Source organism: Croceicoccus mobilis, from assembly GCF_001661965.1.
In the GTDB taxonomy this organism is placed as follows: Bacteria; Pseudomonadota; Alphaproteobacteria; order Sphingomonadales; family Sphingomonadaceae; genus Croceicoccus; species Croceicoccus mobilis.
In genome coordinates, this window is sequence record NZ_LYWZ01000002.1 from 120,844 (window position 1) to 145,265 (window position 24,422).

24 protein-coding genes and 2 other RNA genes are annotated in these 24,422 nt (G+C 62.3%); 13 read left to right on the forward strand and 13 right to left on the reverse strand.

Features of this window, described 5'->3' with window-relative positions:
- The first annotated feature begins 9 nt into the window (after window positions 1-9).
- Complete coding sequence (locus A9D13_RS00810) at window positions 10-552, forward strand: hypothetical protein (RefSeq protein ID WP_066768736.1); 543 nt, start codon at window positions 10-12, stop codon at window positions 550-552.
- 119 nt (window positions 553-671) lie between these two features.
- On the opposite strand, the gene ssrA is transcribed toward A9D13_RS00810, so the two are convergent.
- Window positions 672-1,015, reverse strand: a transfer-messenger RNA (tmRNA) gene (gene ssrA / locus A9D13_RS00815).
- A gap of 35 nt (window positions 1,016-1,050) precedes the next feature.
- Window positions 1,051-1,530, reverse strand: a complete 480-nt coding sequence (gene mscL / locus A9D13_RS00820) for a large conductance mechanosensitive channel protein MscL (RefSeq protein WP_066768738.1) — start codon at window positions 1,528-1,530, stop codon at window positions 1,051-1,053.
- 251 nt (window positions 1,531-1,781) lie between these two features.
- Here mscL and A9D13_RS00825 point away from each other — a divergent pair, with 251 nt between their 5' ends.
- The 7 genes from A9D13_RS00825 to A9D13_RS00855 all read left to right on the forward strand — a co-directional run bounded on the left by A9D13_RS00825 (window position 1,782) and on the right by A9D13_RS00855 (window position 7,199).
- Window positions 1,782-2,381 carry a LemA family protein gene (locus A9D13_RS00825; protein ID WP_066768740.1) on the forward strand — a complete coding sequence of 200 codons (600 nt, stop codon included), beginning with the start codon at window positions 1,782-1,784 and terminating at the stop codon, window positions 2,379-2,381.
- A gap of 26 nt (window positions 2,382-2,407) precedes the next feature.
- Window positions 2,408-3,001 (forward strand): TPM domain-containing protein, encoded by a 594-nt coding sequence (locus tag A9D13_RS00830; protein WP_066768741.1) that lies wholly within the window; start codon window positions 2,408-2,410, stop codon window positions 2,999-3,001.
- Window positions 2,998-3,804 carry a TPM domain-containing protein gene (locus A9D13_RS00835; RefSeq protein ID WP_229665534.1) on the forward strand — a complete coding sequence of 269 codons (807 nt, stop codon included), beginning with the start codon at window positions 2,998-3,000 and terminating at the stop codon, window positions 3,802-3,804. The genes A9D13_RS00830 and A9D13_RS00835 overlap by 4 nt, the downstream gene beginning before the upstream one ends.
- A 12-nt stretch (window positions 3,805-3,816) precedes the next feature.
- Entirely contained in the window at window positions 3,817-4,500 is a 684-nt protein-coding gene (locus tag A9D13_RS00840; protein ID WP_066768746.1) for a TPM domain-containing protein, read from the forward strand.
- A 23-nt stretch (window positions 4,501-4,523) separates the two neighbouring features.
- Window positions 4,524-5,078 carry an NUDIX hydrolase gene (locus A9D13_RS00845; protein WP_066768748.1) on the forward strand — a complete coding sequence of 185 codons (555 nt, stop codon included), beginning with the start codon at window positions 4,524-4,526 and terminating at the stop codon, window positions 5,076-5,078.
- A 234-nt stretch (window positions 5,079-5,312) separates the two neighbouring features.
- Window positions 5,313-5,576 (forward strand): hypothetical protein, encoded by a 264-nt coding sequence (locus A9D13_RS00850; RefSeq protein WP_172808063.1) that lies wholly within the window; start codon window positions 5,313-5,315, stop codon window positions 5,574-5,576.
- Between the two features lie 117 nt (window positions 5,577-5,693).
- Complete coding sequence (locus A9D13_RS00855) at window positions 5,694-7,199, forward strand: succinyl-CoA:acetate CoA-transferase ScpC (protein WP_066768761.1); 1,506 nt, start codon at window positions 5,694-5,696, stop codon at window positions 7,197-7,199.
- A 27-nt stretch (window positions 7,200-7,226) separates the two neighbouring features.
- Here the strand turns inward: A9D13_RS00855 and A9D13_RS00860 are convergent, their stop codons facing one another.
- The 5 genes from A9D13_RS00860 to A9D13_RS00880 all read right to left on the reverse strand — a co-directional run bounded on the left by A9D13_RS00860 (window position 7,227) and on the right by A9D13_RS00880 (window position 10,467).
- Window positions 7,227-7,973 (reverse strand): sulfite exporter TauE/SafE family protein, encoded by a 747-nt coding sequence (locus tag A9D13_RS00860; RefSeq protein ID WP_216635473.1) that lies wholly within the window; start codon window positions 7,971-7,973, stop codon window positions 7,227-7,229.
- Between the two features lie 130 nt (window positions 7,974-8,103).
- An RNA gene (rnpB, locus tag A9D13_RS00865) (RNase P RNA component class A) lies at window positions 8,104-8,564 on the reverse strand.
- A gap of 43 nt (window positions 8,565-8,607) precedes the next feature.
- Window positions 8,608-9,348 (reverse strand): N-acetylmuramoyl-L-alanine amidase, encoded by a 741-nt coding sequence (locus tag A9D13_RS00870; protein ID WP_082922007.1) that lies wholly within the window; start codon window positions 9,346-9,348, stop codon window positions 8,608-8,610.
- A complete protein-coding gene (locus A9D13_RS00875; RefSeq protein ID WP_066769167.1) occupies window positions 9,341-9,982 on the reverse strand; it encodes a histidine phosphotransferase family protein in 642 nt (213 codons plus the stop codon). Before A9D13_RS00875 ends, A9D13_RS00870 begins: the two co-directional genes overlap by 8 nt.
- Window positions 9,983-10,059: 77 nt before the next feature.
- The gene (locus A9D13_RS00880) at window positions 10,060-10,467 is read right to left on the reverse strand and encodes a M67 family metallopeptidase (protein ID WP_229665533.1); all 408 of its coding nucleotides are present in this window, start codon (window positions 10,465-10,467) and stop codon (window positions 10,060-10,062) included.
- Between the two features lie 14 nt (window positions 10,468-10,481).
- Between A9D13_RS00880 and A9D13_RS00885 the strand changes: the two genes are divergently transcribed.
- From A9D13_RS00885 to mtgA, 3 genes are all read left to right on the forward strand, one after another.
- On the forward strand, window positions 10,482-11,486 hold the full coding sequence (locus tag A9D13_RS00885) for an RluA family pseudouridine synthase (RefSeq protein WP_066768764.1): 1,005 nt from the start codon (window positions 10,482-10,484) through the stop codon (window positions 11,484-11,486).
- Between the two features lie 116 nt (window positions 11,487-11,602).
- Window positions 11,603-12,505, forward strand: a complete 903-nt coding sequence (rpoH, locus tag A9D13_RS00890; protein WP_268235852.1) for an RNA polymerase sigma factor RpoH — start codon at window positions 11,603-11,605, stop codon at window positions 12,503-12,505.
- Window positions 12,506-12,611: 106 nt separating this feature from the next.
- Window positions 12,612-13,322, forward strand: a complete 711-nt coding sequence (mtgA, locus tag A9D13_RS00895; protein WP_066768769.1) for a monofunctional biosynthetic peptidoglycan transglycosylase — start codon at window positions 12,612-12,614, stop codon at window positions 13,320-13,322.
- 85 nt (window positions 13,323-13,407) lie between these two features.
- Here mtgA and A9D13_RS00900 read toward each other — a convergent pair whose 3' ends face one another.
- Window positions 13,408-15,846 carry a TonB-dependent receptor gene (locus A9D13_RS00900; RefSeq protein ID WP_066768776.1) on the reverse strand — a complete coding sequence of 813 codons (2,439 nt, stop codon included), beginning with the start codon at window positions 15,844-15,846 and terminating at the stop codon, window positions 13,408-13,410.
- A gap of 309 nt (window positions 15,847-16,155) precedes the next feature.
- Between A9D13_RS00900 and A9D13_RS00905 the strand changes: the two genes are divergently transcribed.
- Window positions 16,156-17,079, forward strand: a complete 924-nt coding sequence (locus tag A9D13_RS00905) for a cation diffusion facilitator family transporter (RefSeq protein WP_066768779.1) — start codon at window positions 16,156-16,158, stop codon at window positions 17,077-17,079.
- 3 nt (window positions 17,080-17,082) lie between these two features.
- Here the strand turns inward: A9D13_RS00905 and A9D13_RS00910 are convergent, their stop codons facing one another.
- The 4 genes from A9D13_RS00910 to A9D13_RS00925 all read right to left on the reverse strand — a co-directional run bounded on the left by A9D13_RS00910 (window position 17,083) and on the right by A9D13_RS00925 (window position 20,796).
- Complete coding sequence (locus A9D13_RS00910) at window positions 17,083-17,427, reverse strand: low molecular weight protein tyrosine phosphatase family protein (RefSeq protein WP_066769171.1); 345 nt, start codon at window positions 17,425-17,427, stop codon at window positions 17,083-17,085.
- 26 nt (window positions 17,428-17,453) lie between these two features.
- Complete coding sequence (clpX, locus tag A9D13_RS00915; RefSeq protein WP_066768781.1) at window positions 17,454-18,710, reverse strand: ATP-dependent Clp protease ATP-binding subunit ClpX; 1,257 nt, start codon at window positions 18,708-18,710, stop codon at window positions 17,454-17,456.
- Window positions 18,711-18,950: 240 nt separating this feature from the next.
- The gene (clpP, locus tag A9D13_RS00920) at window positions 18,951-19,592 is read right to left on the reverse strand and encodes an ATP-dependent Clp endopeptidase proteolytic subunit ClpP (protein WP_066768783.1); all 642 of its coding nucleotides are present in this window, start codon (window positions 19,590-19,592) and stop codon (window positions 18,951-18,953) included.
- A gap of 307 nt (window positions 19,593-19,899) precedes the next feature.
- On the reverse strand, window positions 19,900-20,796 hold the full coding sequence (locus A9D13_RS00925) for a dioxygenase family protein (protein ID WP_066768786.1): 897 nt from the start codon (window positions 20,794-20,796) through the stop codon (window positions 19,900-19,902).
- Window positions 20,797-21,122: 326 nt separating this feature from the next.
- Here A9D13_RS00925 and A9D13_RS00930 point away from each other — a divergent pair, with 326 nt between their 5' ends.
- Complete coding sequence (locus A9D13_RS00930; protein WP_066768791.1) at window positions 21,123-22,688, forward strand: amidase; 1,566 nt, start codon at window positions 21,123-21,125, stop codon at window positions 22,686-22,688.
- Window positions 22,689-22,753: 65 nt separating this feature from the next.
- Here A9D13_RS00930 and tig read toward each other — a convergent pair whose 3' ends face one another.
- A complete protein-coding gene (tig, locus tag A9D13_RS00935) occupies window positions 22,754-24,358 on the reverse strand; it encodes a trigger factor (RefSeq protein ID WP_066768794.1) in 1,605 nt (534 codons plus the stop codon).
- Window positions 24,359-24,422: the final 64 nt, after the last annotated feature.

A 24,422-nucleotide genomic window follows, 5' to 3' on the forward strand; every position in this document is an offset into this window, starting at 1 on the left:
GATTGTGAAATGCAATTGCAGCACATTGCCATGATGGATCGGAAACTTGTTATTGTAACTTCAAGGCGCAAAAGCTTCGCAGCCATGCTCCTTACAGGACTTGGCGGCTTTTTGATCGGGATGCAGCTGCATATGCCAACAGCCGTGATAGGTTGGGCGGCCATGATTTTGCTTGCTCCAGTGGTCTTCGCCTTTTTCCTGACCTGCGCCATCTACTTCGCGATGACCATTCGCCCTATCAAGGTTCAGTCGGACATGAATGCTTTTGCAATAAGCGGGGGCATCAAACGCAGCCAAACGTTCATTTGGGAACTAACCGATGCCTTCAGGGTGAAGGACATTCTCGAAGTCCCGCGTCTGAAAACATTTAAGACGATAAGCTTCCCATATCAGCCGATTACATCTGATAATGGGTCAGTTGACGATATACGATATCGGTTTTCTGTATCGATTCCAACAATATGGGCTTTCGACGGCACCATGGACGAGTTAGCAGAAAAGCTTAATCGCGCTCGCCGTTGCGCTCTGGAAATAGGTCATGAACGCTCGTGAGGTATGGCAACACGAAGTCCGCATTCGATCGGTAGAGACATGCCGATCTGGCTGATCCAGCCATCGCGCTCTCATATTAGAAGGTGGGGGTTTCTGTTGCTAGCTACCCCCGGAGCCCCGGAATCCGCTTCTGTTGCCCGGTGGGTCCAACCGCGCTTTAGCTTTGTAAATTCGGGCCGTTAGGCCGTAAAATTACGCTGCGAGAGCGAGTGCTTCGTTGTCGTTGGCACTTGTGTGTTTTGAGCCTTATGCGGGTTACTCAGCCCGGGCGAAAACAGTGCCTTTCAACACACGTCGATCCTGGTTCGGCCCCATGATCCAACCCCCGACAACGGGCGTATATGGTGGAGCCGCCGGGTACTGCCCCCGGGTCCGCTGTGCCTATTGCACACCGCAATTTATCGCCATAGCCGACCGAAACCGGCACGCTCCATATAGCGATCCTGATCTTAATGTGAAGTGAGCAGGGCGACGAAATATCGCCCTGCCCTCAAAAGCCTATGCCGCAGGCGGTGCGCTCTTGGCCGCTTTCAGCTCGTCGCGGATCTCTTTCAGCACGTCCAGCGTGGGATCGGTGGGAACAGCGGGCTCCTCGCTCGTGGCGGGGGCTTCCTTCATCTGCTCTTCCACTTCCTCGATCACCTTGTTCGCGCTGCGCACAATCAGGAACAGGGCAAAGGCGATCAGCAGGAAATTGATGATCTGCGTGACAAGATCGCCATAGCCGATCATGGGCACGCCAGCCTCTTTCAGCGCGGCGTAATTGGTGATGTCGCCTTCATACCCTTCGGGAATCTCGCCCAGCAGGATGAAATGGTTCGACCAGTCCATGGTGCCGAAGATCCAGCCAAGCAGCGGCATGATGATGCTCTGCGTCAGCGAAGTCGTGATCTTGCCGAAAGCGGCGCCGATGATCACGCCGACGGCAAGGTCGAGCACATTGCCACGGGCGATGAATTTCTTGAATTCCTTGAACATGGGCTGCGCGGTTCCCTTGCGATTGATCCCTGCGACAAATCCTTACCGCCGCAGCGCGCAAAAACAATCGCGACACGGCCCGCGTCCCCAGCCCGGCCCGCATCCGCGATTGCTGACCGCAATTGTCATGGCTCTTGCCACCTCGCGCGGATTGCCGCCCTTGGCCCCGCGTGCGCTCCTGCCTATATTGCTTGGCAGGAGGGGGTGCCGGATCAGGCGCCCCGACGGATCAGACGGGGAAACACACCGAAATGTCGAAAATCAATCGCCTGCGCATTGCCGCCGTCGGCCTTGCCGCACTGCTGCTGTCGGCCTGCGGCATCAATTCCGTGCCCACGGCAGAGGAAAATGCGAAAGCCCGCTGGGCCGATGTGCAGAACGCCTATGACCGCCGCGCGCAGGCACTGCCCAATCTGGCCGAAGTCGCCAAGAGCGCGAGCGAGCGCGAGGGCCAGATCCTGACCGACGTGATCGAGGCGCGGGCGAAAGCCACCAGCATCCAGGTTTCCGACGCCGACCTGTCAGACCCTGCGAAGCTGCAGCAATATGCCGCCGCGCAGGGCCAGCTCTCGGCCGGGCTTGGCCGCCTGCTCGCCAGCGTGGAAGCCTATCCGCAGCTTCAGTCGGTGATCAATTTCCAGATGCTGCAAAGCCAGGTCGAAGGCAGCGAGAACCGCATCAATATCGCCATCAAGGACTACAACGAGGCGGTGCGCGAATATAACACCACCATCCGCACCTTCCCCGACATCATCGGCGCAAAGCTGATCCACGGGGCCGAGCCGATGGCGACCTTCACCGCCGTGACCCCCAATGCCGAGCAGGCGCCAGATCTGGGCAGCGTGCTCTGAACCTGGAACCCCGCCCGTGTGCCGTCATGAACGATGCCGGGCGGGGCGAAGCGGCTGAGCCTGACGACCGGCCGGACTTCATCCTCCGGCACAAGCGCATGTTCGCGGCCGCCTTCGTGCTGACCGCAGGCGCGATGATGCCGTGGAGCGGCGGCGCTTTCCGCTATGTCGGCGGGGCGCTGCCGCCCGCCAATGTCGAGAAAAGCACCCTCGCGCCGGCGGGGCTGATCGATCCGGCGGGGCTTTTCGATGCCGAAGAGGACCGTCGGCTGAGGCAAAGGCTTGAACACGCGGAAGCGGAAACGGGCGTGCGTTTCGCGGTCATCACCACAAGGGGCCTGCGCGGCGAGACGGTGAAGGACTTCACCAATCGCTATCACAATGGCTGGTGGAACAGCGGCGATGAAAGGGCTTCGGTGATCGTGCTGTTCTCCCCTGCCGATCGTTCGCTGGGCATTTCCAACTCCAAAAGCCTGGACGATGCGATCGCCCCCTTTCGCGCACGGCTGGTGAATGCAATGAAGCACCCCGCCAGCCGCGGCAATTTCGAAGCCGCGGCGATGATGGCGATAGAACAGATGGAAGCGAGGCTGGCCCGCCCGGCCCCGGAAGAGACATGACCAGAACCGTACAGATGCTTGCCGCCGCCATGCTGGCGATGCTGGCCATTTTGCTGCCAGCCGCTGCCCATGCGCAGGATTTTCCGGAGCTGACCGGCCGCGTCGTCGATGATGCGGGTCTTCTCTCCCCGACGCAGGAGCAGGCGTTGACGCAGAAGCTGGCGGCGCTGGAGACGCAGTCGAACCGGCAGCTGGTCGTTGCCACGGTCCCGAGCTTACAGGGCTATAATATCGAGGATTACGGCTATCAGCTGGGCCGCACATGGGGCATCGGCCAGTCGGAAGAGAACAATGGCGTGCTGCTGATCGTCGCGCCCAATGAACGGAAGGTCAGGATCGAGGTCGGCTATGGCCTCGAACCGATCATCACCGACGGGCTTTCCTTCCTGATCATCAACCAGCAGATCCTGCCCCGGTTCAAGCAGGGCGACATGGCGGGCGGCATTATCGCGGGCACGCAGTCGCTGATCGACCAGCTGCAATTGCCCCCCGAAGAAGCACAGAAGATCGCGGCTGCCGCCGATACGCAGGCACGCGAAGCGCGCAGCGGCGACGGGATTGGGGTGTTCGAGATCATCTTTCTCCTGTTCTTCCTCGTCTTCTTCGTTCTGCCGATCCTGCGCGGGCTTACCGGATCGCGGCGTTATCGCCGCGGCGGCGTGCCGGTCATCATCTGGGGCGGTGGCGGCTGGGGCGGCGGCCATGGCGGGGGCGGTTTCGGCGGCGGTGGCTTCGGCGGCGGCGGCGGCTTCTCGGGCGGCGGCGGCAGCTTCGGCGGTGGCGGCGCGAGCGGCAGCTGGTAGGAGGCACGGACCATGGCAAGACCCGTCTATATTTCCGAAGCCGACCACGTCCGCGTCAGCGACGCCGTGGCTCAGGCCGAACTGTCCACATCGGGTGAGATCGTCACGATCCTTACCGACAGATCGGACGGCTATGTCGATGTCGCCCTGTGCTGGGCGGCGGCGGCGGCGTTCCTGGGGCTGATCGCCTTTGCCTTGAATGCCGATTTCTATCTCGCCTTCTACGAATGGATCACTGGCGCATGGATGGCCGAGCATACCCCGGCCGAAGTCATCTGGCTTGCCGCCCTGTTCGGCGCGGTGCAGTTCGCTGGGCTGATGATCGTGCAGCAATGGACCCCGTTCCGCATGCTGCTGGTGCCCGGCATCGTAAAGACGAAACGCGTGCATGGCCGCGCGGTATCCTGCTTCAAGGTCGGGGCCGAACGGCGCACCCATGGGCGCACCGGCATCCTCATCTACCTATCCATGCAGGAACACCGCGCGGAGATCGTCGCCGACGAGGCGATCGCGGGCAAGGTATCGGACGAGGTCTGGGGCGATGCCATGGTCAACATGCTGGGCGAGCTTAAGGAAGGCCGCATCGCCGATGCCATGATCGCCGCGGTCGACAGCGTCGGCACCGTGCTGGCTGAACATTTCCCGCGGGCCGAGGATGACCAGAACGAGCTGCCCGACCGCCTGATCGAACTTTGAACTGACGGACCTGACCACCCCCCATGAATAAAATTACGACGCCCGATCACGACGCCCCCGAACAGATCGCCTGGCAGGGTGACTGGATCGTCGCCAAGACGCGGGGCCGCTGGGAATATGTGAGCCGCGCCCGTTCGATCCGCGCGGCGGTGATCCTGGCGGTGGATGACGGCCATGTGCTGCTGGTCGAGCAATATCGCGTGCCGCTGGGGCGCCGCTGCCTCGAACTGCCCGCAGGGCTGGTGGGCGACGATCACGGCTCTGCCGACGAAGGCCCGCTGGCCGCCGCCGGGCGTGAGCTGGAGGAAGAGACCGGCTTTCGCGCCGGCACGCTTGAGGATGCGGGGGAATTCTTCTCCTCCCCCGGCATGGTCAGCGAAAGTTTCACCATGGTCATCGCCAGCGACCTGACGAAAACCGGCGATGGCGGCGGGGTCGAGGGCGAGGACATCATCGTCCACCGCGTACCTGTTGAGGGGATCGAGCAATATATCGCCGACCGCCGCGCCGATGGGCTGGCAATGGATGTAAAGCTGCTGCTGCTGCTTGGCTCGGGCATGCTGTCGCGGGCGGCCTGAAAATCGAAACCGGTCCGGTATCGGCGGGTGAGATTCACTTCACAGGCTCACGCTGGAAGGCGCTGGCAGGCCTGGCGACCTGCTGCGCGGCCATTGCCATTGGAATGCTCATCATCTCCGATCCGTCGCCTCGTGGCCCGTTCGGCGGATGGATCGCGGTCATTGCCGGCATTCCGCTTGGCCTTGCCTTTCTCGCCATGCTGGTGCGGCCTGACCGCCTGTGGATCGGGTCCGATGGCTTCAGCTTTCGGCGACCATGGACCATGGATGCGCCGAAAACATGTCCGCTGGTCAGACATCGAAGACATCTGGGTCCACGATACACGCCATCTCGGTAATGTGGTCTGGAGTTTGAAACAGCCCGGCAATAGCCCGGACTGGATCATGGGCGGCTTTGACGGGTCGCTCCCTGACATGTTCGCTTTTCCAGCCGAGGTAATCGCGCATGAACTGAAGCGCGCCATGGATGAGGCTGAGACACCCGCCGCCCGACCTTGAGGCACACACGCTCGCAAGCCTTTTGCGCGAAACGCAACAGGGGATGAGGTCTTTTCACTGGCCCAAACCCCGCTGCGGCGCGAACGCATGCGCACAAGCAAAAAAGGGAGTCCTGAAATGCGTATCCGTCATGCCGGGCTGCGTTCGCGCGTCACCAGCGCCGAAGACGCCGCCGCCATCATCCGGAACGGCGACACCGTCGGGATGAGCGGCTTTACCGGCTCCGGCTACCCCAAGGCCGTACCGTTGGCGCTGGCCGACCGGATCGTGGCGGAGCACGGCGCCGGCAATCCCTTCAAGGTCCGTATGTGGACCGGAGCCTCGACCGGCCCCGAACTCGATGGCGCTTTGGCCAAGGCCGACGGCATCGACTTTCGCCTCCCCTACAACTCCGACCCTATCGCCCGCGACCGCATCAACCGGGGCGAGATGAAATATTTCGACATGCACCTGTCCCAGGTCGCGCCGATGGCGTGGCAGGGGTTTCTTGGCGATCTTGATGTCGCGGTGGTCGAAATCGTCGGCATCCGCGAGGACGGATCGCTCATCCCCTCCTCTTCCGTTGGCAACAACAAGACATGGCTCGACCGCGCGAAGAAGGTGATCCTCGAGGTCAATGGCTGGCAGAGCGAGGCGCTGGAGGGGATGCACGACATCTATTACGGCACCGCCCTGCCGCCCGAACGCGTGCCGATCCCGCTGGTCCGCCCCGACGACCGCATCGGGCAGGACACGCTGCGCTGCGACCCGGACAAGATCGTCGCCATCGTCGAGACCGACAAGCCCGATCGCAACGCCCCCTTCTCTCCGCCCGACGCGACGGCAAGCGCGATTGCGGGTCACATCCTCGAGTTCCTTGGCCATGAGGTCAGGATGGGCCGCCTGCCCGCCTCGCTGCTGCCGATCCAGTCGGGCGTGGGCAACATTGCCAATGCCGTACTGTCAGGGCTGGTCGACAGCCCGTTCGAGCGGCTGACCTCCTACACCGAGGTCATTCAGGACGGCATGCTCGACCTCCTCGATGAGGGGAAGCTGACCATGGCGAGCGCGACCGCCTTTTCGCTGAGCCCCGAAGCGGCCGAGCGGATCAATGCCGAGATGCACCGCTATCGCGGCAAGATGATCCTGCGCCCGCAGGAGATCAGCAACCATCCCGAGATCGTCCGACGGCTGGGCTGCATCGCGATGAACGGGCTGATCGAGGCCGATATCTATGGCGCGGTCAATTCGACCCATGTGATGGGATCGCGGATCCAGAACGGCATCGGCGGTTCGGGCGATTTCGCGCGCAATGCCTATATCTCGATCTTCATGACGCCATCGACGGCGAAGAACGGCGCGATCTCCGCCATCGTGCCGCAGGCTAGCCATGTCGACCATATCAGCCAGGACGTGCAGGTCATCGTCACCGAACAGGGGCTGGCCGATCTGCGCGGATTAAGCCCGCGAGAAAAGGCGCAGACGATTATCGCCAATTGCGCGCATCCGACCTACCGACCGATGCTGGAGGATTATTACGCCCGCGCCCAGACCGAATCCTTCGGCCTTCAGTCACCCTCTATTCTGAGCGAGGCGCTGTCATGGCACGACCGCTTTGTGAAGACCGGGACGATGATGCCCTGATCGCGTGCGCCGGTCGTGCAGGCAGCGTTAGCCCATGACCATCCGCACGCCCTTGAAGACGAGGATCACCGACAGGATCAGCAGCAACCCTTCTACGATCCGTCGGAAAAGGGCCTCGTCCAGCGCCTTCACCAGCTTGCGCCCCACCAGCGCGCCGGCCGCGCCCGCCACGATCAGGATCGCGGTCGTCGACCAGTGCAGATCGTCGAGTTGGCCCAGCACGTAATAGCCCGGCAGCTTGACCAGATTGCCGATGGCAAAGGCGATGGCCACGGTGCCCGAAAACTCCAGCCGCTTCATCTTTTGCGGCAGCAGAAACGCCTGCGACGGGGGCGCGCCGGAATGGGTGATAAAGCTGGCGATCCCGGTCAGCCAGCCCCAGAACAGGCCCGGCCCCACCTTGGGCTCACGCTTTTTCTTGCCGCCTTTCGTGAACCAGCTGCGCCAGCAATACCAAAGCCCGATCGCCCCGGTGAAGATCAGCAGCGCGCTTTCGGGCGTATAGGGGGTTATGATCGTCGCCGTGATCGTGCCCACGATCATGCCGGGGACCAGTATCTTGATATTGGTCAGCGAAAATTCGCGCCGATAGGTCCACACCGCGATCCAGTCGGTCGCGATGAAGACGGGCAGCAGGATCGCAGCCGCCTCCACCGGGTTCATCACCAGCGCCAGCATGGGGACGGCAATCGCCGCCATGGAGGCGAGGCCCCCTTTCGACAGGCCGACGACGATGGCTGCGATCAATAGCGGCCAGAAATGTTCGATGGACAAAAGCTGCTCAATTCAGATCGGGGGATGGTCCGGATACAGGCCAACTGGCCTTGCATGTCATGCAACGCTGCGGCGCAGCATGAGTGCCCGAAAACTGATGTATCGCAAGGTAACAATCGGGGCAGGCAGTTGCGCCGGGGAGCCTGTAAGCCGGGTTCTGTCATGCGAGCGGTATGCGTGCGGCACAAGGCCCCGAACACCAGCCCCGCAAGGGCAGCCATTCATCTGCGCCGCACATTGCTGCACGGCTCTAGCAACCAACCCGGGCGGTCACGGGGCGAAACACCCCTGCCCTGCGCCTTGCGGCCGGGCGCGCCGCCCCTATTCGGTCTTGCTCCGGGTGGGGTTTGCCAAGTCGGTCCGTGTTGCCACGTCCCCGGTGCGCTTTTACCGCACCCTTTCACCCTTGCCTGTGAGGGCGAACCCTCCATCGGCGGTTTGCTCTCTGTGGCACTTTCCCTCGGCTTCGGACGCGCCCGCAGATGCGAATCGTATCCTCGCCGGGCGGGCGTTACCCGCCACCCTTGTTTCGTGGAGCCCGGACTTTCCTCGCTTCGGGTTACCCCTCCACGCGGCTGCCCGGCTCCCCGGCGCTCGCGCTATCTAGCGCGAAACCGGGGCGGTGCAAGGAGGATCAGCGGGTAACGCCCCTATCGCGGTCAAGCAGCAGGGCGAAAAGCTGGGCGCGGATCTCACCATCGACTTCGCCGTCGATGCATTCGGGGCGGAAACGGCGCTGGAACGCCTTTACCGCCGCATGCCCATCGGAAATGTCATAACCGAACCGCTCCATGGCAAGGAAGAAGGCCCCGTCATTCTCGAACGGGTCGCCCAGCGCGACATTCGGGCGCGGCAGGGCAAGGCGGTGCTTGGCCAGACGCGCCCAGTTGAAGAGTTCGCCCGGATCGTCCTTCCTCTGCGGCGCGACATCGGAATGACCGACGACATTGGCGCGCGGGATATCGTGGCGGTTGACGATATCGGCCAGCAGGATGAGCAGCGTTTCCATCTGTGGCTCGGTAAAGGGCTCGTAACCCCAGGTATGGCCGGGATTATCCAGCTCGATCCCGATGCTGGCCGAATTCACATCGGTATGGCCGCGCCAGAACGAGCGCCCCGCGTGCCAGGCGCGCTTGTCCTCGTCCACCAGGCGCACCAGCTCGCCGGTGCGGGTGATGCAGTAATGGGCCGATACCTTGCTTTCGGGGTCGCACATCTTGGCGATGGCTTCCTCCACATCGGGCATATCGGTGTAGTGGAGCACGACCATGCTGATGGGCAGCGCGCGGTCGTTGAAATTGGGCGAAGGGCAATCGCGCACATGGGGAAGCTCGTCCCCGGGGCGCTTATTGCTGCCAGTGCCCTTGTCAGCCATTGGGAAGAACCGCGCCCAGTACCAGCGCGCCCTCCGTCTTGGCATGCTGGATACCGCCGCCGGTCTGCTGCGCGATCATGCGGCACAGCCCGGCGGGCACGGTATGCGCCGAAAGCTCTTCAGTCGGGATGGTGCCGTCCAATGCCTTGCCGACATCTTCGCCAAAGGCGATGCGCATCCCCTCGGCCCGGATGGCGATTTCATATTCGCCGCCGCGCTGTTCCACTGCGACCGACAGCGTGCCGCCGCGCGGCAGCGCCTCGATCCCCATCAGCGCAAAGTTCAGCAGGATCTTGGCCGCAGGCTTTGAGAACCCTTCCGCATTGGCGACCCACTCGACCTTGATGTCGCGGCCCTCTGCCGCCTGCGCCAGCACCAGCTCCTTGATCTCTGCCACCGGCAGCAGATCGTCAAACCCGCCTGCCGCGCCGAACGCCAGTCGGAAATAGCGCAGCCGCGTGGCGGTGCGCCGTGCACCCTGCGCAAGGAGGTCGATGCACTGTTCGCGCATGGCAGGATCGGTTTCGTCCTGCAGCAATTCGATGCCATTGGTCATGCCGCCGACGGGGGACAGCAGATCGTGGCACAGGCGCGATGCGATCAGGCTGGCGAGCTGTATGGATTGGTCTGTCATGACGGCTGCGGGCATAACCGCAGATGATTCCCCCGGTAAAGCGCCCATTGGCGCCATCCACCGGCAATTCGCGGATTTCAGCCGCTTGATGCGTCGATCCGGGGGCTGATTGCGGTGAAACCGTCACTGCCGCTGATGAACCAGCCGATATCGCCGCTTTCTCCCACGATGGCCCAGACCCGGCCATCGGGCGCGGCCATGGCGCTGTCCGTTGCCGATGGCAGGGCCGGGCCTTTCGGGTGCGAATGGAAATAGCCGATGATCTGAGGCCCGCCTGCCCGCGCATCCTTGTGCGCAGCGATCAGGGCGACGGGGTCGATCTCGAAATGCCGCTCCGGCTCATCGGCCACATTGACGGTCTCGCGCACCTCCGAAATGCAGGCGCCGCGGCCCAGCAGCAGGCCGCAAGCCTCTTGTGGCGCGGCTTTTTCCGCCGCTTTCGCGATGACGCCCGTGACGCCGCTTGTCAGGGTGAGTTCAAGCACCCATCTTGCCTAGCATGGGGGGTCCAGTTGACGATAGCGACGATGATCTGTCCGCCGACGATGGCGGGGAAACGATCACGGGCACCATTCCGGCTGGCGAACGGCTCGACAAGGCTTTGAGCGCGGCGAGCGGCCTTTCGCGTGAGCGGGTGAAGGCGTTGATCGGCGATGGCGCGGTGCTGGTCGGCGGCAAGCCGGTCAAATCCGGCTCCGCCAAATTGGCGACCCAAGCCGAATTCACCATCGAAGTCCCCTCCCCCGCCCCGGCAGAGGCGATCCCACAGGACATCCCGCTGAAGGTGGTGTTCGAGGACGAGCACCTGATCGTGATCGACAAGCCCGCAGGCATGGTCGTGCACCCCGCCGCGGGCAATCCCGATGGCACTCTGGTCAATGCGCTGCTGTGGCATTGTGCCCATAATAGCGGAGGTCAATTGTCGGGCATCGGCGGCGTGGCGCGGCCGGGCATCGTGCACCGGATCGACAAGGACACCTCGGGCCTGTTGGTCGCCGCCAAAAGCGATGCCGCGCATGAGGGGCTGGCAAGGCAATTCGCGGACCACTCGATCGAGCGCGCCTATCGCGCCGTGGTCAAGGGTCACCCGGACCCGGCATCCGGCACGATCCAGGGCCGCATCGGCAGGAGCAACAAGGACCGCAAGAAAATGGCGGTGCTGGGCGATGATGAAACGCGCGGCAAGCACGCCGTCACCCATTATCGCACGCTGCAGGATCTGAAAGGCGCGGCGTTGATCGAATGCACGCTGGAAACAGGCAGAACCCACCAGATCCGCGTTCACATGTCGTCAATCGGCCATGCGCTATTAGGGGATCCGATATATGGGCGATCCGATTCCCGATTCAGGCCGATCCTTGGCCGATTATCCTTTCAGCGTCAGGCGCTTCACGCCGCCGTGCTGGGCTTCATTCATCCCGTGACTGGCGACCGGGTGCATTTTTCCAGCGATATTCCGCATGACATGCTGGAACTGATCGAAACACTCTCTCGTTCTGATTGAGAGAATCAAAGGACAAAACGGGAAATATCCGCCTATAAGACCATTGTGGCCTTAAGCGGCAGATGCCCAGCAGGGGTCTGCTTACATGGGCCGACAGACAGAAAGGTTCAAGAGACGTGACCAACGCAAGACCCACAGTTCCGGCCCTCGGCGGTGAGCAGAGCCTCAATCGCTATTTGTCGGAAATCAAGAAATTCCCGGTGCTTACGGCTGAGCAGGAATATATGCTCGCCAAGCGCTATGCCGAGCATGACGATCCCGAGGCAGCCGCCCAGATGGTGACGAGCCACCTGCGACTCGTGGCGAAAATCGCCATGGGTTACCGCGGCTATGGCCTGCCGGTTTCCGATCTCATCTCCGAAGGCAATGTCGGCCTGATGCAGGGCGTGAAGAAGTTCGAGCCCGATCGCGGCTTCCGCCTCGCCACCTATGCGATGTGGTGGATCAAGGCTTCGATCCAGGAATTCATCCTGCGTTCGTGGAGCCTGGTAAAGATGGGCACGACCGCCGCGCAGAAGAAGCTGTTCTTCAACCTGCGCCGGATGAAGAAGCAGCTCGAGGCCTATGAAGACACCGACCTCAGCGTCGAGGACGTGACCAAGATCGCGACCGATCTGGGCGTGCCCGAGCAGGAAGTCATCAACATGAACCGCCGCATGATGATGGGCGGCGATGCTTCGCTGAACGTTTCCATGCGTTCGGACGAGGAAGGTTCGGGCCAGTGGCAGGATTGGCTGACCGATGATCGCCCGCTGCAGGACGAAACGGTGGCCGACGCCGAAGAAAAGCAGGTTCGCCACGACATGCTGGTCGAGGCGATGGACGTGCTGAACGACCGCGAAAAGCACATCCTGACCGAACGCCGCCTGACCGACGACCCGCAGACGCTGGAAGAGCTTTCGCAGGTTTACGACGTCAGCCGCGAACGCATCCGCCAGATCGAGGTGCGCGCGTTCGAGAAGATCCAGAAGGCGATGAACCGCATTGTCGAGGACCGGATGAGCCCGGCAATGGCGTAAGCGCCCGACAGGTCACGGAAAATGATAAGGGCGGCAGGCTTTAGGTCTGCCGCCCTTTTTCGTGAGCCGCTTGCCGAAGGGGTCGGTTCGTACCTAAATCACGGACATGGCCAAACGAAAGACCCGCGCAGGCGCGAAACGTCCCCTCCCCCGACGCCTCACCATCTGGGCGCTGAAGGCGCTGCTCATCTTCCTTGTCGTCTCAATCGGCTGGGTCGCGATCTACGCCGTGGTGCCGGTGCCGGTGACCATCACCATGCTGGCCGACGACAAGGGTATCACGAAGGATTGGGAGCCGCTGGACAATATCGACCGCAATCTGGTGCGTGCGGTGATCGCGTCCGAGGATTCAAAGTTCTGCGAACATGACGGTTTCGACCGCACCGCCATCGCCAAGGCAATGGTCCAGAACGCGCAAGGCGGGCGTATCCGCGGCGGGTCGACGATCAGCCAGCAGACCGCGAAGAATGTCTTCCTGTGGCAGAACGGCGGCTATTTCCGAAAGGGGATGGAGGCCTGGTTCACCGTGCTGATCGAACAGATCTGGGGCAAGCGGCGGATCATGGAGGTCTATCTCAATGTCGCGGAAACCGGGATCGGCACCTATGGCGCCGAGGCCGGGGCGCAGCGCTATTTCAAGCATTCCGCCGATAATCTTTCCCGCATCGAGGCTGCGCGCATGGCAGCTGCCCTTCCCTTGCCGAAGAAACGGTCCGTGGTGAACCCGTCGGGCTGGCTGCGCCGTCATGGCAATACGATCTCTGCCCGGATCGGGGTCGTGGGCCGCGACGGGCTGGATGCCTGCGTTTATGAGTAACGGTGGCAATCACGGAACGTAAAAAAGGCGGCGGCACCCTTTCGGATGCCGCCGCCCTTTTTGTCTGTCTGTAGGTCTGAAGCTATCAGAAGCCCCAGATCAGCGACGCCGTGAACGCGCGCGGAGCGCCGATGTTCACATAGCTCGACGGGGTGGTCAGACCGCCCGAAGCGGAACCGATGTAAACCTCGTCGAAGATGTTGGTGACGTTGAACTGCAGGTAGGCCTTGTCGAGATTTTCCTCGAAATAGCCCAGGTTCACGCGGATGTCTGCATCGACCGTGGTATAACCCGGCAGGGTCACGGTGTTGATGTCGTTCAGGTAACGCATACCGGTACGCTTTGCCTGCGCGCCCAGTTGCACCGGACCCAGATCGCCCTGGATACGGCCACCGATCATATACTTCGGAGCACCTGCTTCGCGCTTGCCAGCGGTCGCATAAGTCTCGGTCGAGGTGACAACGTCATCCTTGATTTCCGACTTCTGCCACGAACCGAAGGCATAGACAGTCAGCGCATCGATGGGCTTGTAGGCGATCGAGCCATCGATACCGTACTTGTCGACGGTGCCGAGGTTGTAGCTTACCGAGCAGTCACACTCTGCATAATAGACCGAGATCAGGCGGTTGTTGTACTTGGAGTACCAACCAGCGATCTGCGCCTGAATTTTGTTCGACTGGAAGCGAAGGCCGACATCGAATGCATCCGAGGTTTCCGGCGTCGGGTTCGCACGCGGATCGGTTTCGTCGTAATAGAGCGAACCGTAGAGCGTGTCAGTGCCCGGAACCGAGAGGTTCTTGGCATAGCTGACGAAGACGCTGGCTTCAGGCGTGAAGTTATAAGTCAGGCCAGCGCTCGGCAGGAACTTGTCGTACTTGCGGGTACGCTTTTCCGGAAGCGCGCTGTCGGGATATGCAGCTTCATAGATCGCCGCGTCAGCCGCAGCGATGCAATCGCCGTAGCCGTCGTCCGGGCCAAGGTTGTAGCAGCGCTGGTCGAGCTTGCGCTCGAAGAACGGCATGCGCGCACCGACAAGGACTGTCAGGTCACCGAACTCGCCGCGATATTCACCAGCTACCTGGTTCAGCATCGCAACCGACTTGCGGTCACGCTTGTTCAGGACCAGCCCGTTGGCCGCGACGATCGGATCGTTGACCGGGAACACGTCATAGGGAACACCGTTCCGCTGCAGCAGGCCAGCCTGGCCGGTCTGGCGGTGGTCGGCGTGGTCGAACGTGTACGACAGACGGAAACGATTGAAGTCGTTCAGCTCGTAAGCAAGGTTCGCGATGACCACGAAACGGTCGGTCTGCGTCTGGCTCGGGGTCAGGATGCGAACGCGATCAAGCGTGTCACCATCGCCATTGAGATCGACACCGGCGTAATAGCTGCCATCGATCTGGCCTAGCAGGCCAGTCGTCGGATCGGCATATTCATAACCGCCCGACGAGGTGCCGCCGCCATTGGCCTTCACGTACTGGTAGCTCGGGTCGACGGTCAGGACGAGCTTGTCGCTCAGCGTGAAACGTGCATTTGCACGGATGTTGCCGGTGTTCGACGGGTTGAAACGACGCTCGAACGGCGAACCGCAGCTGTTGGGGCTATCGGCGACGCCCGCTTCAGGCTCGTCGGTGCTGCAGGGAGTGCCATCGTACAGATCGTAGAAACGATCGGCCGGGTCCTGGATGCCGTAGGTGTCGGGATCGGAATAGCGCGCCGGCGAACCGTTGAAGTTGTTGCGGTTCTGGTTGTAGTGGCCTGCAACCGCGATGAAGTCGCCATTGTCGCCCAGCGGCTGGTAGATCTTACCGTTGTACTGCTGCTTCTTCACGCCGCCGTAGTTCGAGAAGGTCGAATCATTCTGCGTGGTCGAAGCCGTGAAATAGGCCTTAAGGCCACCCGGGGTGATTTCGCCGGTCTCGACCTTGATAAAGCCGCGATACATCATGCGGCTGACGTCATTGCCGCGTGCAATGATGTCGCCATAGGTCAGGACGGTGGTGACGCCGAAATCATTATCGGGCATCTTCGAACGGATGTTGATCGTGCCGCCGGCTGCCGAAGCGGTCGGGCTGTCGACGTCGGTAGAACCGAGGCTGACGGTCGCCGCCTCGATGATCTCGGGGTCGAGCATCTGGTTGGTATAGAGTGCATAGCCACCCGAGTCGTTCAGCGGAATGCCGTCGAGCGTCTGCGAAATACGGTCTGCGCCAAAGCCACGGACAGTGAAGCTGCCGCCCAACGAACCGAACGGGTCGTTGTTGGTGAAGCTGACGCCCGGAACCAGGTTCAGCGTGTCGTTGATGGTCTGGCCGGGAATCTGGCGCTGGATGATTTCCGAGCTGATCTCGACCTTGGCCTTCGGGCTGTCGGGAATTTCGACGCCAGCGACGTCGGATGCGACGGTCCCGGTGACAACGATTTCGCTGTCTTCAAAGTCAAGCGAGCCAGTCGACTGCGCGTGGGCAGTTGCCGGCAGCGCGATCGCGGCGATCGCAGAGCTGCACAGAAGGAATTTCTTCATGGGTGATTTGTCCCTGAAAATTGATTTCGACGATCCCCAAGGCCGCCCCTGTAAATCACGGCCTTGTTGCAATGCGCCATAAGACGTCATTTGTGACGAGCAAGTGACAATCGAAACCGGATTCACCTGCGACACACTGATACAAATGGCGCGACTCCGCAGTTTTCCTTACATTGCGTGAAAATTTGCGATCATTCGCGACCGTTCGCACATGCCGCAAAGATGCCCCTTTTTTCGCCATTGCGGCATTTTTGCAACGCACGTGCGCAGCCCCTTTCTTCATGCTGCAAAGCCGCTAGAGTCGCGCCCATGGGTCACGGACATTCACACGATCATGGGCACGGGCATAATCACGCTCCGGCCAGTTTCGACCGCGCCTTTGCCATCGGTGTCGTGCTCAATACCGGGTTCGTCGTGGTCGAGGCAGGCGCAGGCTTCGTGTTCGGCTCCATGGCGCTTGTCGCCGATGCCGGGCACAATCTGTCGGACGTGCTCTCCCTGCTCATTGCCTGGGGGGCGAGTGCGGCCGCGCGCAGGCCGCCTTCGGAAAAATTCACCTATGGGCTGAAATCCAGCTCGATCCTCGCCGCCATGGCCAATGCCGCGCTGCTGCTGGTGGCGCTGGGTGCGATCGCGATCGAGACTTTGCGCCGCCTGTTCGACCCCGCGCCCGTGGAGCCGGGCGCGGTGATGATCGTGGCCGGGATCGGCATCATCATCAATACCGCGACCGCGCTATTGTTCATGCGCGGCAAGGATGACGATCTCAACATCCGCGGGGCCTATCTGCACATGGCTGCCGATGCCGCGGTTTCGGCGGGCGTGGTGGTCGCCGGGCTGCTGATCGCGCTGACGGGACTGAACTGGATCGACCCCGTCGCCGGGCTGGTCATCGTCGCGATCATTGCGGTCGGCACATGGGGGCTTTTGAAGGATTCGGTGAAGATGGGCCTGCTGGCCGTGCCCGACGGGATCGACGTGGCAAAAGTGCGCGCGACGCTGGAAAGCGCCGAGGGCGTGGCGGCGGTTCATGACCTGCATATCTGGCCAATGAGCACGACCGAAACCGCGCTGACCGCGCATCTGGTGATGCCCGGCGGGCATCCGGGCGATGCATTCCTCCACGGCCTCGCCCACCGGCTCGACCATGATTTCAGCATTCACCACGCGACATTTCAGGTGGAGATGGCGGCGGAAAACGGTTGCGCGCTGGAAGATGCGGCGACGGTTTAGTCGCTAGCGCAGGAAAGGCCGCATCTTGCGCTCTAGCTGATCGACCAGTGCCGGTTCCATGAAGCGGTAGCGGTCGGGGATGTCGAGGCTGACGACGCGCCGTTCGGCAAGCAGCGCGCCGAATTGACGCTTCAACTTTCGCAGCTGGCTTCGTTCCATCACGAAAATGCGGTCAGCCCAGCTTACAAGATCGGCGTCGATCGGCACCTCTGCATCAGGTGACAGCCCCGCCGACATCGTCAGCAATCCGCCCCGTCCCGCGAAGATCGCCTCCGCCGTGGGGCTGCGCCAGCGGTTGCGCCCGCAGACGAAAAGAAAATGGCGGGGACGATCGCTCGTCCCCGCCATCATGTTTTCCTTGCCGTAAGCGCGGATCAGGCCGCGGCTTCCTTGCCCTTGTGGACCTGGATCGGTTCCTTGCGGCCCTCGACCACTTCCTTGTCCACCACGACCTCGGTCACGCCTTCCAGCGTCGGCAGGTCGAACATGGTGTCGAGCAGGATCGCCTCAACAATCGAACGCAGGCCGCGCGCGCCGGTCTTGCGCTTGATCGCCTTGCCAGCGACCGCTTCCAGCGCCTCGTCGGTGAAGGTCAGCTGCACGTCCTCGAGCTCGAACAGCTTCTGGTACTGCTTGACCAGCGCGTTCTTGGGCTCCTTGAGGATCTTGACCAGCGCCTCGACGTCGAGGTCTTCCAGCGTCGCGATGACGGGCAGACGGCCGACAAATTCGGGGATCAGGCCGAACTTCAACAGATCTTCCGGCTCTGCCTTGGACAGCAGCTCGCCGATTTGGCGCTTTTCCGGGTCGGCGACATGCGCGCCGAAACCGATCGAACGCTTTTGCAGGCGATCCGAAATCAGCTTTTCAAGACCCGCAAACGCACCGCCACAAATGAACAGGATGTTCGTCGTGTCGACCTGCAGGAATTCCTGCTGCGGATGCTTGCGCCCACCCTGCGGCGGGACGGAAGCGGTGGTGCCTTCCATCAGCTTTAGCAGCGCCTGCTGCACGCCCTCACCCGAAACGTCGCGGGTGATCGAGGGATTTTCGGCCTTGCGCGTGATCTTGTCGATCTCGTCGATGTAGACGATGCCATGCTGCGCCTTTTCGACATTATAGTCGGAGGCCTGCAGCAGCTTGAGGATGATGTTCTCCACGTCCTCGCCCACGTAGCCCGCTTCGGTCAGCGTGGTGGCGTCGGCCATGGTGAAGGGCACGTCGAAAGTGCGCGCCAGCGTCTGGGCCAGCAGCGTCTTGCCCGAACCGGTGGGCCCCACCAGCAGGATGTTCGACTTCGCCAGTTCCACATCGGTCGATTTGCCCGAGTGGCGCAGGCGCTTGTAATGGTTGTGGACGGCGACAGAAAGCACGCGCTTCGCCCGGTCCTGGCCGATCACGTAATCGTTGAGAGTCTCGAAGATCTCGATCGGCGGGGGAACCCCTGCGTCCTTCTTGCCTGCGATGCCGGCCTTCGTCTCTTCGCGGATGATGTCGTTGCACAGTTCGACACATTCGTCGCAAATGAAGACGGTGGGTCCGGCAATCAGCTTGCGCACCTCGTGCTGCGACTTCCCGCAGAAGCTGCAGTAAAGGGTGCTCTTGCTGTCCGATCCGCTCACTTTGGTCATATCTGTCTCATAAAGCGCCCGAAGATTCGGGCCATTCTTGAATTTACGCGTCGATTATCGAGAATCAACCGTATCGGGCACGGGTTTCGTTCATACAGTGCATAAATGACACGCCCTGTATGTTGGCTTAAAGCCTATGCTTCACGGATCATGACCGTGCGATCCGCATTGCGCCATAGCCCATGCGGATCATTCGGGCAGAGGGAACGGGCGATCCCGTCCCCTCCTTCTTCCCGATAATCAGCCCTCGGCCGCCGTATCGGCGCGCGTGGCGAAGACCTTGTCGACAAGGCCGAATTCCCTGGCTTCCTCGGCTTCGAGGAAGGTGTCGCGGTCCATCGCCTTCTCGATATCGTCGAGCGCCTTGCCGGTGTACTTCACGTACAGGTCGTTCATGCGGCGGCGGATGCGCAGGATCTCGCGGGCCTGGATCTCGATGTCCGAGGCCATGCCCTGTGCACCGCCCGAAGGCTGGTGGATCATGATGCGCGCATTGGGAAGCGCGATGCGCATGCCCGGTTCGCCCGCGGCCAGCAGGAAGCTGCCCATGGATGCGGCCTGACCGATGCACACGGTCGAAACGCGCGGCTTGATGTACTGCATGGTGTCATGGATCGCCATGCCCGCCGTGACGACACCGCCCGGCGAGTTGATGTACATCGAGATGTCCTTGGTGCTGTCTTCCGATTCAAGGAAAAGCAGCTGCGCCACGATGAGCGAGGCCATGTTGTCCTCGACCTGTCCGGTGACGAAGACGATACGCTCGCGCAGCAGGCGCGAGAAGATGTCGAAGCTGCGTTCGCCGCGGCTGGTCTGCTCGACGACGACGGGCACGAGTGCGCCGGTTTCGGGGTCGACCCGCATGTTCCCGATCTGGTTCATGAAATCCTCTGAATGACTGGAAAGGCCTATGTCGGGCCTACCCGGCGCATGTTCAACCCCGTTAATCACGCAAGCGTGGACACCGGGGATAAGCGGCGCGCAGCGGGACAAAAATCGCCAGCGCGCAGGCCTGCACGGCTGACGCCAAGCGCCCCGGCGGGGGACTGACCGCCGGGGCGCCGCCCTCATTCGGTAGATACCGGGGGGCAGGGAGCCCCTCTGACGGGGGCTTATGTGTTGGGCCGGCATCACGACCGTACGTGAGTGTGGCTTCGCTCCGCCCGCGATGCCGACCGTCTCGGTATTCTCAGGTCGCGATGCCGACGGTGGCCGTCGCGGTATAGCCGTCGGTGGTATTGCCATCGAACAGCACGGTCATCGCCTCGATCTGGGCGTCGCTATTGTCGCCAAAGACATTGTCGCTGGCCGTGGTGATCTTGGCGAAATTGCTCTTGCTGGTCGAATAGGTGCTGGTCGCATAGACATCGTCGCAGGCATCGGCTTCCATCGCGAACTGCGAAACGAGCAGCGCGTATGACCCGTTGGTGGCCTTGTCGATCGAGGAGTAGACCTCGAAATGCATGTGCGGATAGCGCCCGTCATAGCAGCCCGGGAAGATCGTGGTGAAAGTGACCTGCCCGTTCTCGTCGGTCACCTGCACGCCGCGCAAATAGCTCTCGCCTGGTTCGCTGTAGAGCGAGTAATTGCCGTCCGCGTCGCAGTGCCAAAGATAAATGGCATAGCCTTCCAGCGCGTTGCAGCTGTCATTCACGTCAGCCAGCGTGATGGTGAAGGTGACCGCGATCCCCGCTGCCGTCGTGGTCGAGCTGAGGAAGCTCGAACGAATGTCCGAACGCACGATGCCGCTTTCGGTCAGCACGTTGGATGTTTCGCCGCTCGACTGGTTGGTGCCGTCGCCGGGATAGGGGCCGCGCGTTTCGGTCGCATAGGCGGTGCAGGTGCTGCCCGATGACGAAGAGGACGAGCTGCTCGACCCGCTCGACGACGATGACGAGGAGGAGGAGCCCGTGCCTACCGTGACCGAGCTGCTGGAAGAAGACGAGGTCTCGCCCCCGCCGCAGCCTGCCAGCACCAGCGCGCCGCCGCCTGCGCCGATCAGGCCCAGCGCGCGCCTGCGGCCAAGGCGGATGCGCTCGATCCGTTCAAGGTCTTCGGCAAGGCCGCTACCGTGATGTGCGCTCATTGCGATTGTCCCTTTAAGCTTGGGTAGTGCCAGAATTTGCAACAATTGGAGCCGGCGGCCCGCTGCGTGAGACGGTGTTGAATCACCGCACCGCCCCTTGGCAATAAGCAGCCCCGCAGATGCGACACGATGCGACAAACTGCGATTGCAAGGTTACAGCCGGGCCCTTCACGTTACGCCGGTGACGCAGTTGCGACGATTTTTGCCGGTGCTGTTCGGTCGGGCCATGAGCGATTTTCACCGCCCTACATGCGAATCACCCGCAACTTGCAGCATGACGTCTTCGCGCTTGCACAGCGTCTGAACGCTCGCCAATCTGCGCCGCCATGGACATCAGAACGACCGCGCGCCGCCGCCCGCGCCACGCCGCCCTCACCCTCCCCCTAGCTGCGGCACTTTCCGCCTGCGCCACGGCCCAGCCGCCGATGACATCCACGCCGTTGGCATCCACACCGCCTGCACCAGAGGCACTGGCCAGCACCGATGGCTGCGCTGGAGGTCCGTCATGCGCTGCCGCCTATCTCGGCCGGATCGCAGCCTATGACGATGCCGGACCGACGCTGAACGCCGTAATCGCCACCAATCCCGATGCCGTGGCGCAGGCAAAGGCCGCCCGCGATGCAGGCCTGCCGCTCGCCGGACGCACCGTGCTGGTGAAGGATAATGTCGAGACCAGCGAACTGCCCACCACCGCCGGCAGCATCGCGCTGGCCGGTAACGCCACGGGCCGCGACGCGCCGCTGATCGCCAATCTGCGCGCGGCGGGCGGCGTGGTGCTGGGCAAGACCAACCTGTCCGAATGGGCCAATATCCGCAGCTTCTATTCGGTCAGCGGGTGGAGCGGCGTGGGCGGATTTACGAAAAACCCGCATTTGACGGGCCGCAATGCCTGCGGCTCTTCATCGGGAAGCGGCGCGGCCGTGGCCGCCAGCCTGTCCTGGGCCGCCATCGGGACCGAGACCGACGGATCGATCACCTGCCCCGCCAGCGTCAATGGCGTGGTCGGTTTCAAGCCCACGGTGGGCCTTGTCAGCCGCACCCATGTCGTGCCGATCAGCCATTCGCAGGATACCGCTGGCCCCATGGCGCGCAGCGTCGCCGATGCGGCGCTGCTGCTGAACGCCATCGCGGGCAGCGATCCGGCCGATCCCGCCACGGCAGAGGCCAATGCGCATATCACCGATTTCACCGCCGGGCTTCCGGACGCCAGCCTTCAGGGCGTGCGGATCGGTGTCATGAAAAACCAGATTGGCGACAACCGTGACGTGACCGCCCTGTTCGAACAGGCCGTCGCTGACATGAAAGCGGCAGGCGCCGAAATCGTTGAGATCGATTACGAGGAACCCGAAGCGCTGGGCGGGGCCGAGTTCATGGTGCTGCTACACGAATTGCGCGCTGACCTTGGCGCCTATCTCGCCGGATCGCCTGCCGATATTCCGATCCGCAGCCTTGCCGATGCGATCGCCTTCAACAAGGCGCATGCGGATGAGGAAATGGCCGTGTTCGACCAGTCGATCTTCGAGATGGCAGAGACCATGACCGACGATGCCATGCTAGCCCAGTCGCGCGAAACATCGCTGCGCCTCGCCTATGACAAGGGGCTGAAGAAGCTGCTGACCGACAATGACGTGCGCTTCCTGATCGCGCCGACGACGGGTCCTGCGTGGCTGACCGATCCGATCCTTGGCGATAATTTCAAAGGCTCGATCGGCACCGGCACTCTGGCCGCCGTTTCGGGCACGCCGCATCTGTCCGTCCCCATGGGCGGCGTAAAGGGCCTGCCGGTCGGGCTTTCGATCCTTGGCGACCGCTGGGACGATGCCGCCGTGCTGCGCGCCGGTGCCGCATTCGAAGCGGTCCGCACCGCCACGGTCCCCACGCCGAAACTGTAAACCAACGAAAAGGGCCGCGGGGAAGGATAGTCCCCCGCGGCCCTGAATTCGCTTGGAGCGAAGCCTTATTCGGCGTCGGCCTTCTTGGCCGGTGCCTTCTTGGCGGCAGGCTTCTTGGCAGGAGCCTTCTTCGCAGCAGGCTTCTTCTCGGCGGTCTCGCCTTCTGCCTTCTTGGCCGGGGCCTTCTTGGCAGCAGGCTTCTTCGCCGGAGCCTTCTTGGCCGCAGGCTTTTCTTCGCCTTCGGCTTCGTCAGCCTTGTCCGCAGCCTTCTTGGCCGGGGCCTTCTTCGCAGCGGGCTTCTTGGCCGGAGCCTTCTTCGCAGCCGGCTTCGCCTCTTCGCCTTCCTCGGCTTCGATGGCGGCCTGCAGCTCTTCCTTGGTCACTTCACGCTCGGTAACCTCGGCCTTGTCGAACAGGAAGTCGACGACCTTGTCCTCATAGAGCGGGGCGCGCAACTGGGCGGCGGCCATCGGCTCGGACTGGACATATTCGACGAAGCGCTGGCGGTCTTCGGGGCGATACTGCTGCGCTGCCTGCTGCAGGAGCATGTTCATTTCCTGGCTGCTGACTTCCACGCCATTGGCCTGGCCGATTTCCGAAAGCAGCAGGCCAAGACGCACGCGGCGCTCGGCGATCTTGCGGTAATCGTCCTTCTCGTCCTCGATTTCCTTCAGCGCCGCTTCGGGATCTTCCTCGCGAACGGCTTCCTGCTGGAGCTGCTGCCAGATCTGGCCGAACTCGGCCTCGACCATCTGGCCGGGGACAGCGAAATCGTGCCCTGCGGCAAGCTGGTCAAGAAGCTGACGCTTCATCTGCGTGCGGGTCAGGCCCTCGGTTTCCTGCTGGAGCTGGCCCTTCAGCAGTTCCTTGAGCTTGTCGAGACCTTCGAGGCCGAGCGACTTGGCGAACTCGTCGTCGATCTTGGTTTCGGCGGCGACCTTCACGGCCTTCACGGTCACATCGAAAGTGGCTTCCTTGCCGGCGAGATGCTCGGCCGGATAGTCTTCGGGGAAGGTCACGGTGATGGTCTTTTCATCGCCCGTCTTCACGCCGGTCAGCTGCTCCTCGAAACCGGGGATGAAACGGCCCGAGCCGATTTCCAGCGGCGCGTCCTCGGCCTTGCCGCCTTCGAACTCTTCCCCGTCAAGCTTGCCGACGAAGTCGATGATCAGCTGGTCGCCTTCGGCGGCCTTGTGCGTCTTCTTGGCGTCTTCAAAGCTCTTCTGCTGCGAAGCGAAATTCTCGACCGCCTCGTCGACGGCGCTGTCCTCGACCGGAACGACCAGCTTTTCGAGCTTCAGGCCATCGATGCTCGGCGTTTCGATCTCGGGCAGGATTTCCAGCTCGATCGAAACTTCGGCGTCCTTGCCTTCTTCATAATCCTCGCCCAGCGAGACGGCGGGCTGCATCGCGGGACGCAGCTTGTTTTCGGCCATCACCTTGTCGACGCTTTCGCGGACGGTCTTGTTCAGCACGTCGGCGTGGATCGCCTCGCCGTGCATCTTCTTGACGAGATTGGCCGGAACCTTGCCGGGGCGGAAGCCGGGCATGCGCACCTGCGGAGCGATCTTCTTGATCTCGGCGTCCACGGCGCCCGAAATCTCGGCCGCGGGGATGGTGACGGTGTAAGCGCGGGCAAGCCCGTCGTTCTTGGTCTCTGAAATCTGCATGATATCTCTTTCAGGCGTCGCTGACGTGTTATGGGTTGCGTCGCCAGGCTGCACGGGGCCGCGG

Coding starts and splice junctions, on each gene's coding strand:
- A9D13_RS00810 (WP_066768736.1), top strand. CDS start 10: ATGCAATTGCAGCACATTGCCATGATGGATCGGAAACTTGTTATTGTA.
- mscL (WP_066768738.1), bottom strand. CDS start 1,530: ATGTTCAAGGAATTCAAGAAATTCATCGCCCGTGGCAATGTGCTCGAC.
- A9D13_RS00825 (WP_066768740.1), top strand. CDS start 1,782: ATGTCGAAAATCAATCGCCTGCGCATTGCCGCCGTCGGCCTTGCCGCA.
- A9D13_RS00830 (WP_066768741.1), top strand. CDS start 2,408: ATGAACGATGCCGGGCGGGGCGAAGCGGCTGAGCCTGACGACCGGCCG.
- A9D13_RS00835 (WP_229665534.1), top strand. CDS start 2,998: ATGACCAGAACCGTACAGATGCTTGCCGCCGCCATGCTGGCGATGCTG.
- A9D13_RS00840 (WP_066768746.1), top strand. CDS start 3,817: ATGGCAAGACCCGTCTATATTTCCGAAGCCGACCACGTCCGCGTCAGC.
- A9D13_RS00845 (WP_066768748.1), top strand. CDS start 4,524: ATGAATAAAATTACGACGCCCGATCACGACGCCCCCGAACAGATCGCC.
- A9D13_RS00850 (WP_172808063.1), top strand. CDS start 5,313: ATGGCTTCAGCTTTCGGCGACCATGGACCATGGATGCGCCGAAAACAT.
- A9D13_RS00855 (WP_066768761.1), top strand. CDS start 5,694: ATGCGTATCCGTCATGCCGGGCTGCGTTCGCGCGTCACCAGCGCCGAA.
- A9D13_RS00870 (WP_082922007.1), bottom strand. CDS start 9,348: ATGGCTGACAAGGGCACTGGCAGCAATAAGCGCCCCGGGGACGAGCTT.
- A9D13_RS00875 (WP_066769167.1), bottom strand. CDS start 9,982: ATGACAGACCAATCCATACAGCTCGCCAGCCTGATCGCATCGCGCCTG.
- A9D13_RS00885 (WP_066768764.1), top strand. CDS start 10,482: ATGGGGGGTCCAGTTGACGATAGCGACGATGATCTGTCCGCCGACGAT.
- mtgA (WP_066768769.1), top strand. CDS start 12,612: ATGGCCAAACGAAAGACCCGCGCAGGCGCGAAACGTCCCCTCCCCCGA.
- A9D13_RS00900 (WP_066768776.1), bottom strand. CDS start 15,846: ATGAAGAAATTCCTTCTGTGCAGCTCTGCGATCGCCGCGATCGCGCTG.
- A9D13_RS00905 (WP_066768779.1), top strand. CDS start 16,156: ATGGGTCACGGACATTCACACGATCATGGGCACGGGCATAATCACGCT.
- A9D13_RS00910 (WP_066769171.1), bottom strand. CDS start 17,427: ATGGCGGGGACGAGCGATCGTCCCCGCCATTTTCTTTTCGTCTGCGGG.
- clpX (WP_066768781.1), bottom strand. CDS start 18,710: ATGACCAAAGTGAGCGGATCGGACAGCAAGAGCACCCTTTACTGCAGC.
- clpP (WP_066768783.1), bottom strand. CDS start 19,592: ATGAACCAGATCGGGAACATGCGGGTCGACCCCGAAACCGGCGCACTC.
- A9D13_RS00925 (WP_066768786.1), bottom strand. CDS start 20,796: ATGAGCGCACATCACGGTAGCGGCCTTGCCGAAGACCTTGAACGGATC.
- A9D13_RS00930 (WP_066768791.1), top strand. CDS start 21,123: ATGGACATCAGAACGACCGCGCGCCGCCGCCCGCGCCACGCCGCCCTC.
- tig (WP_066768794.1), bottom strand. CDS start 24,358: ATGCAGATTTCAGAGACCAAGAACGACGGGCTTGCCCGCGCTTACACC.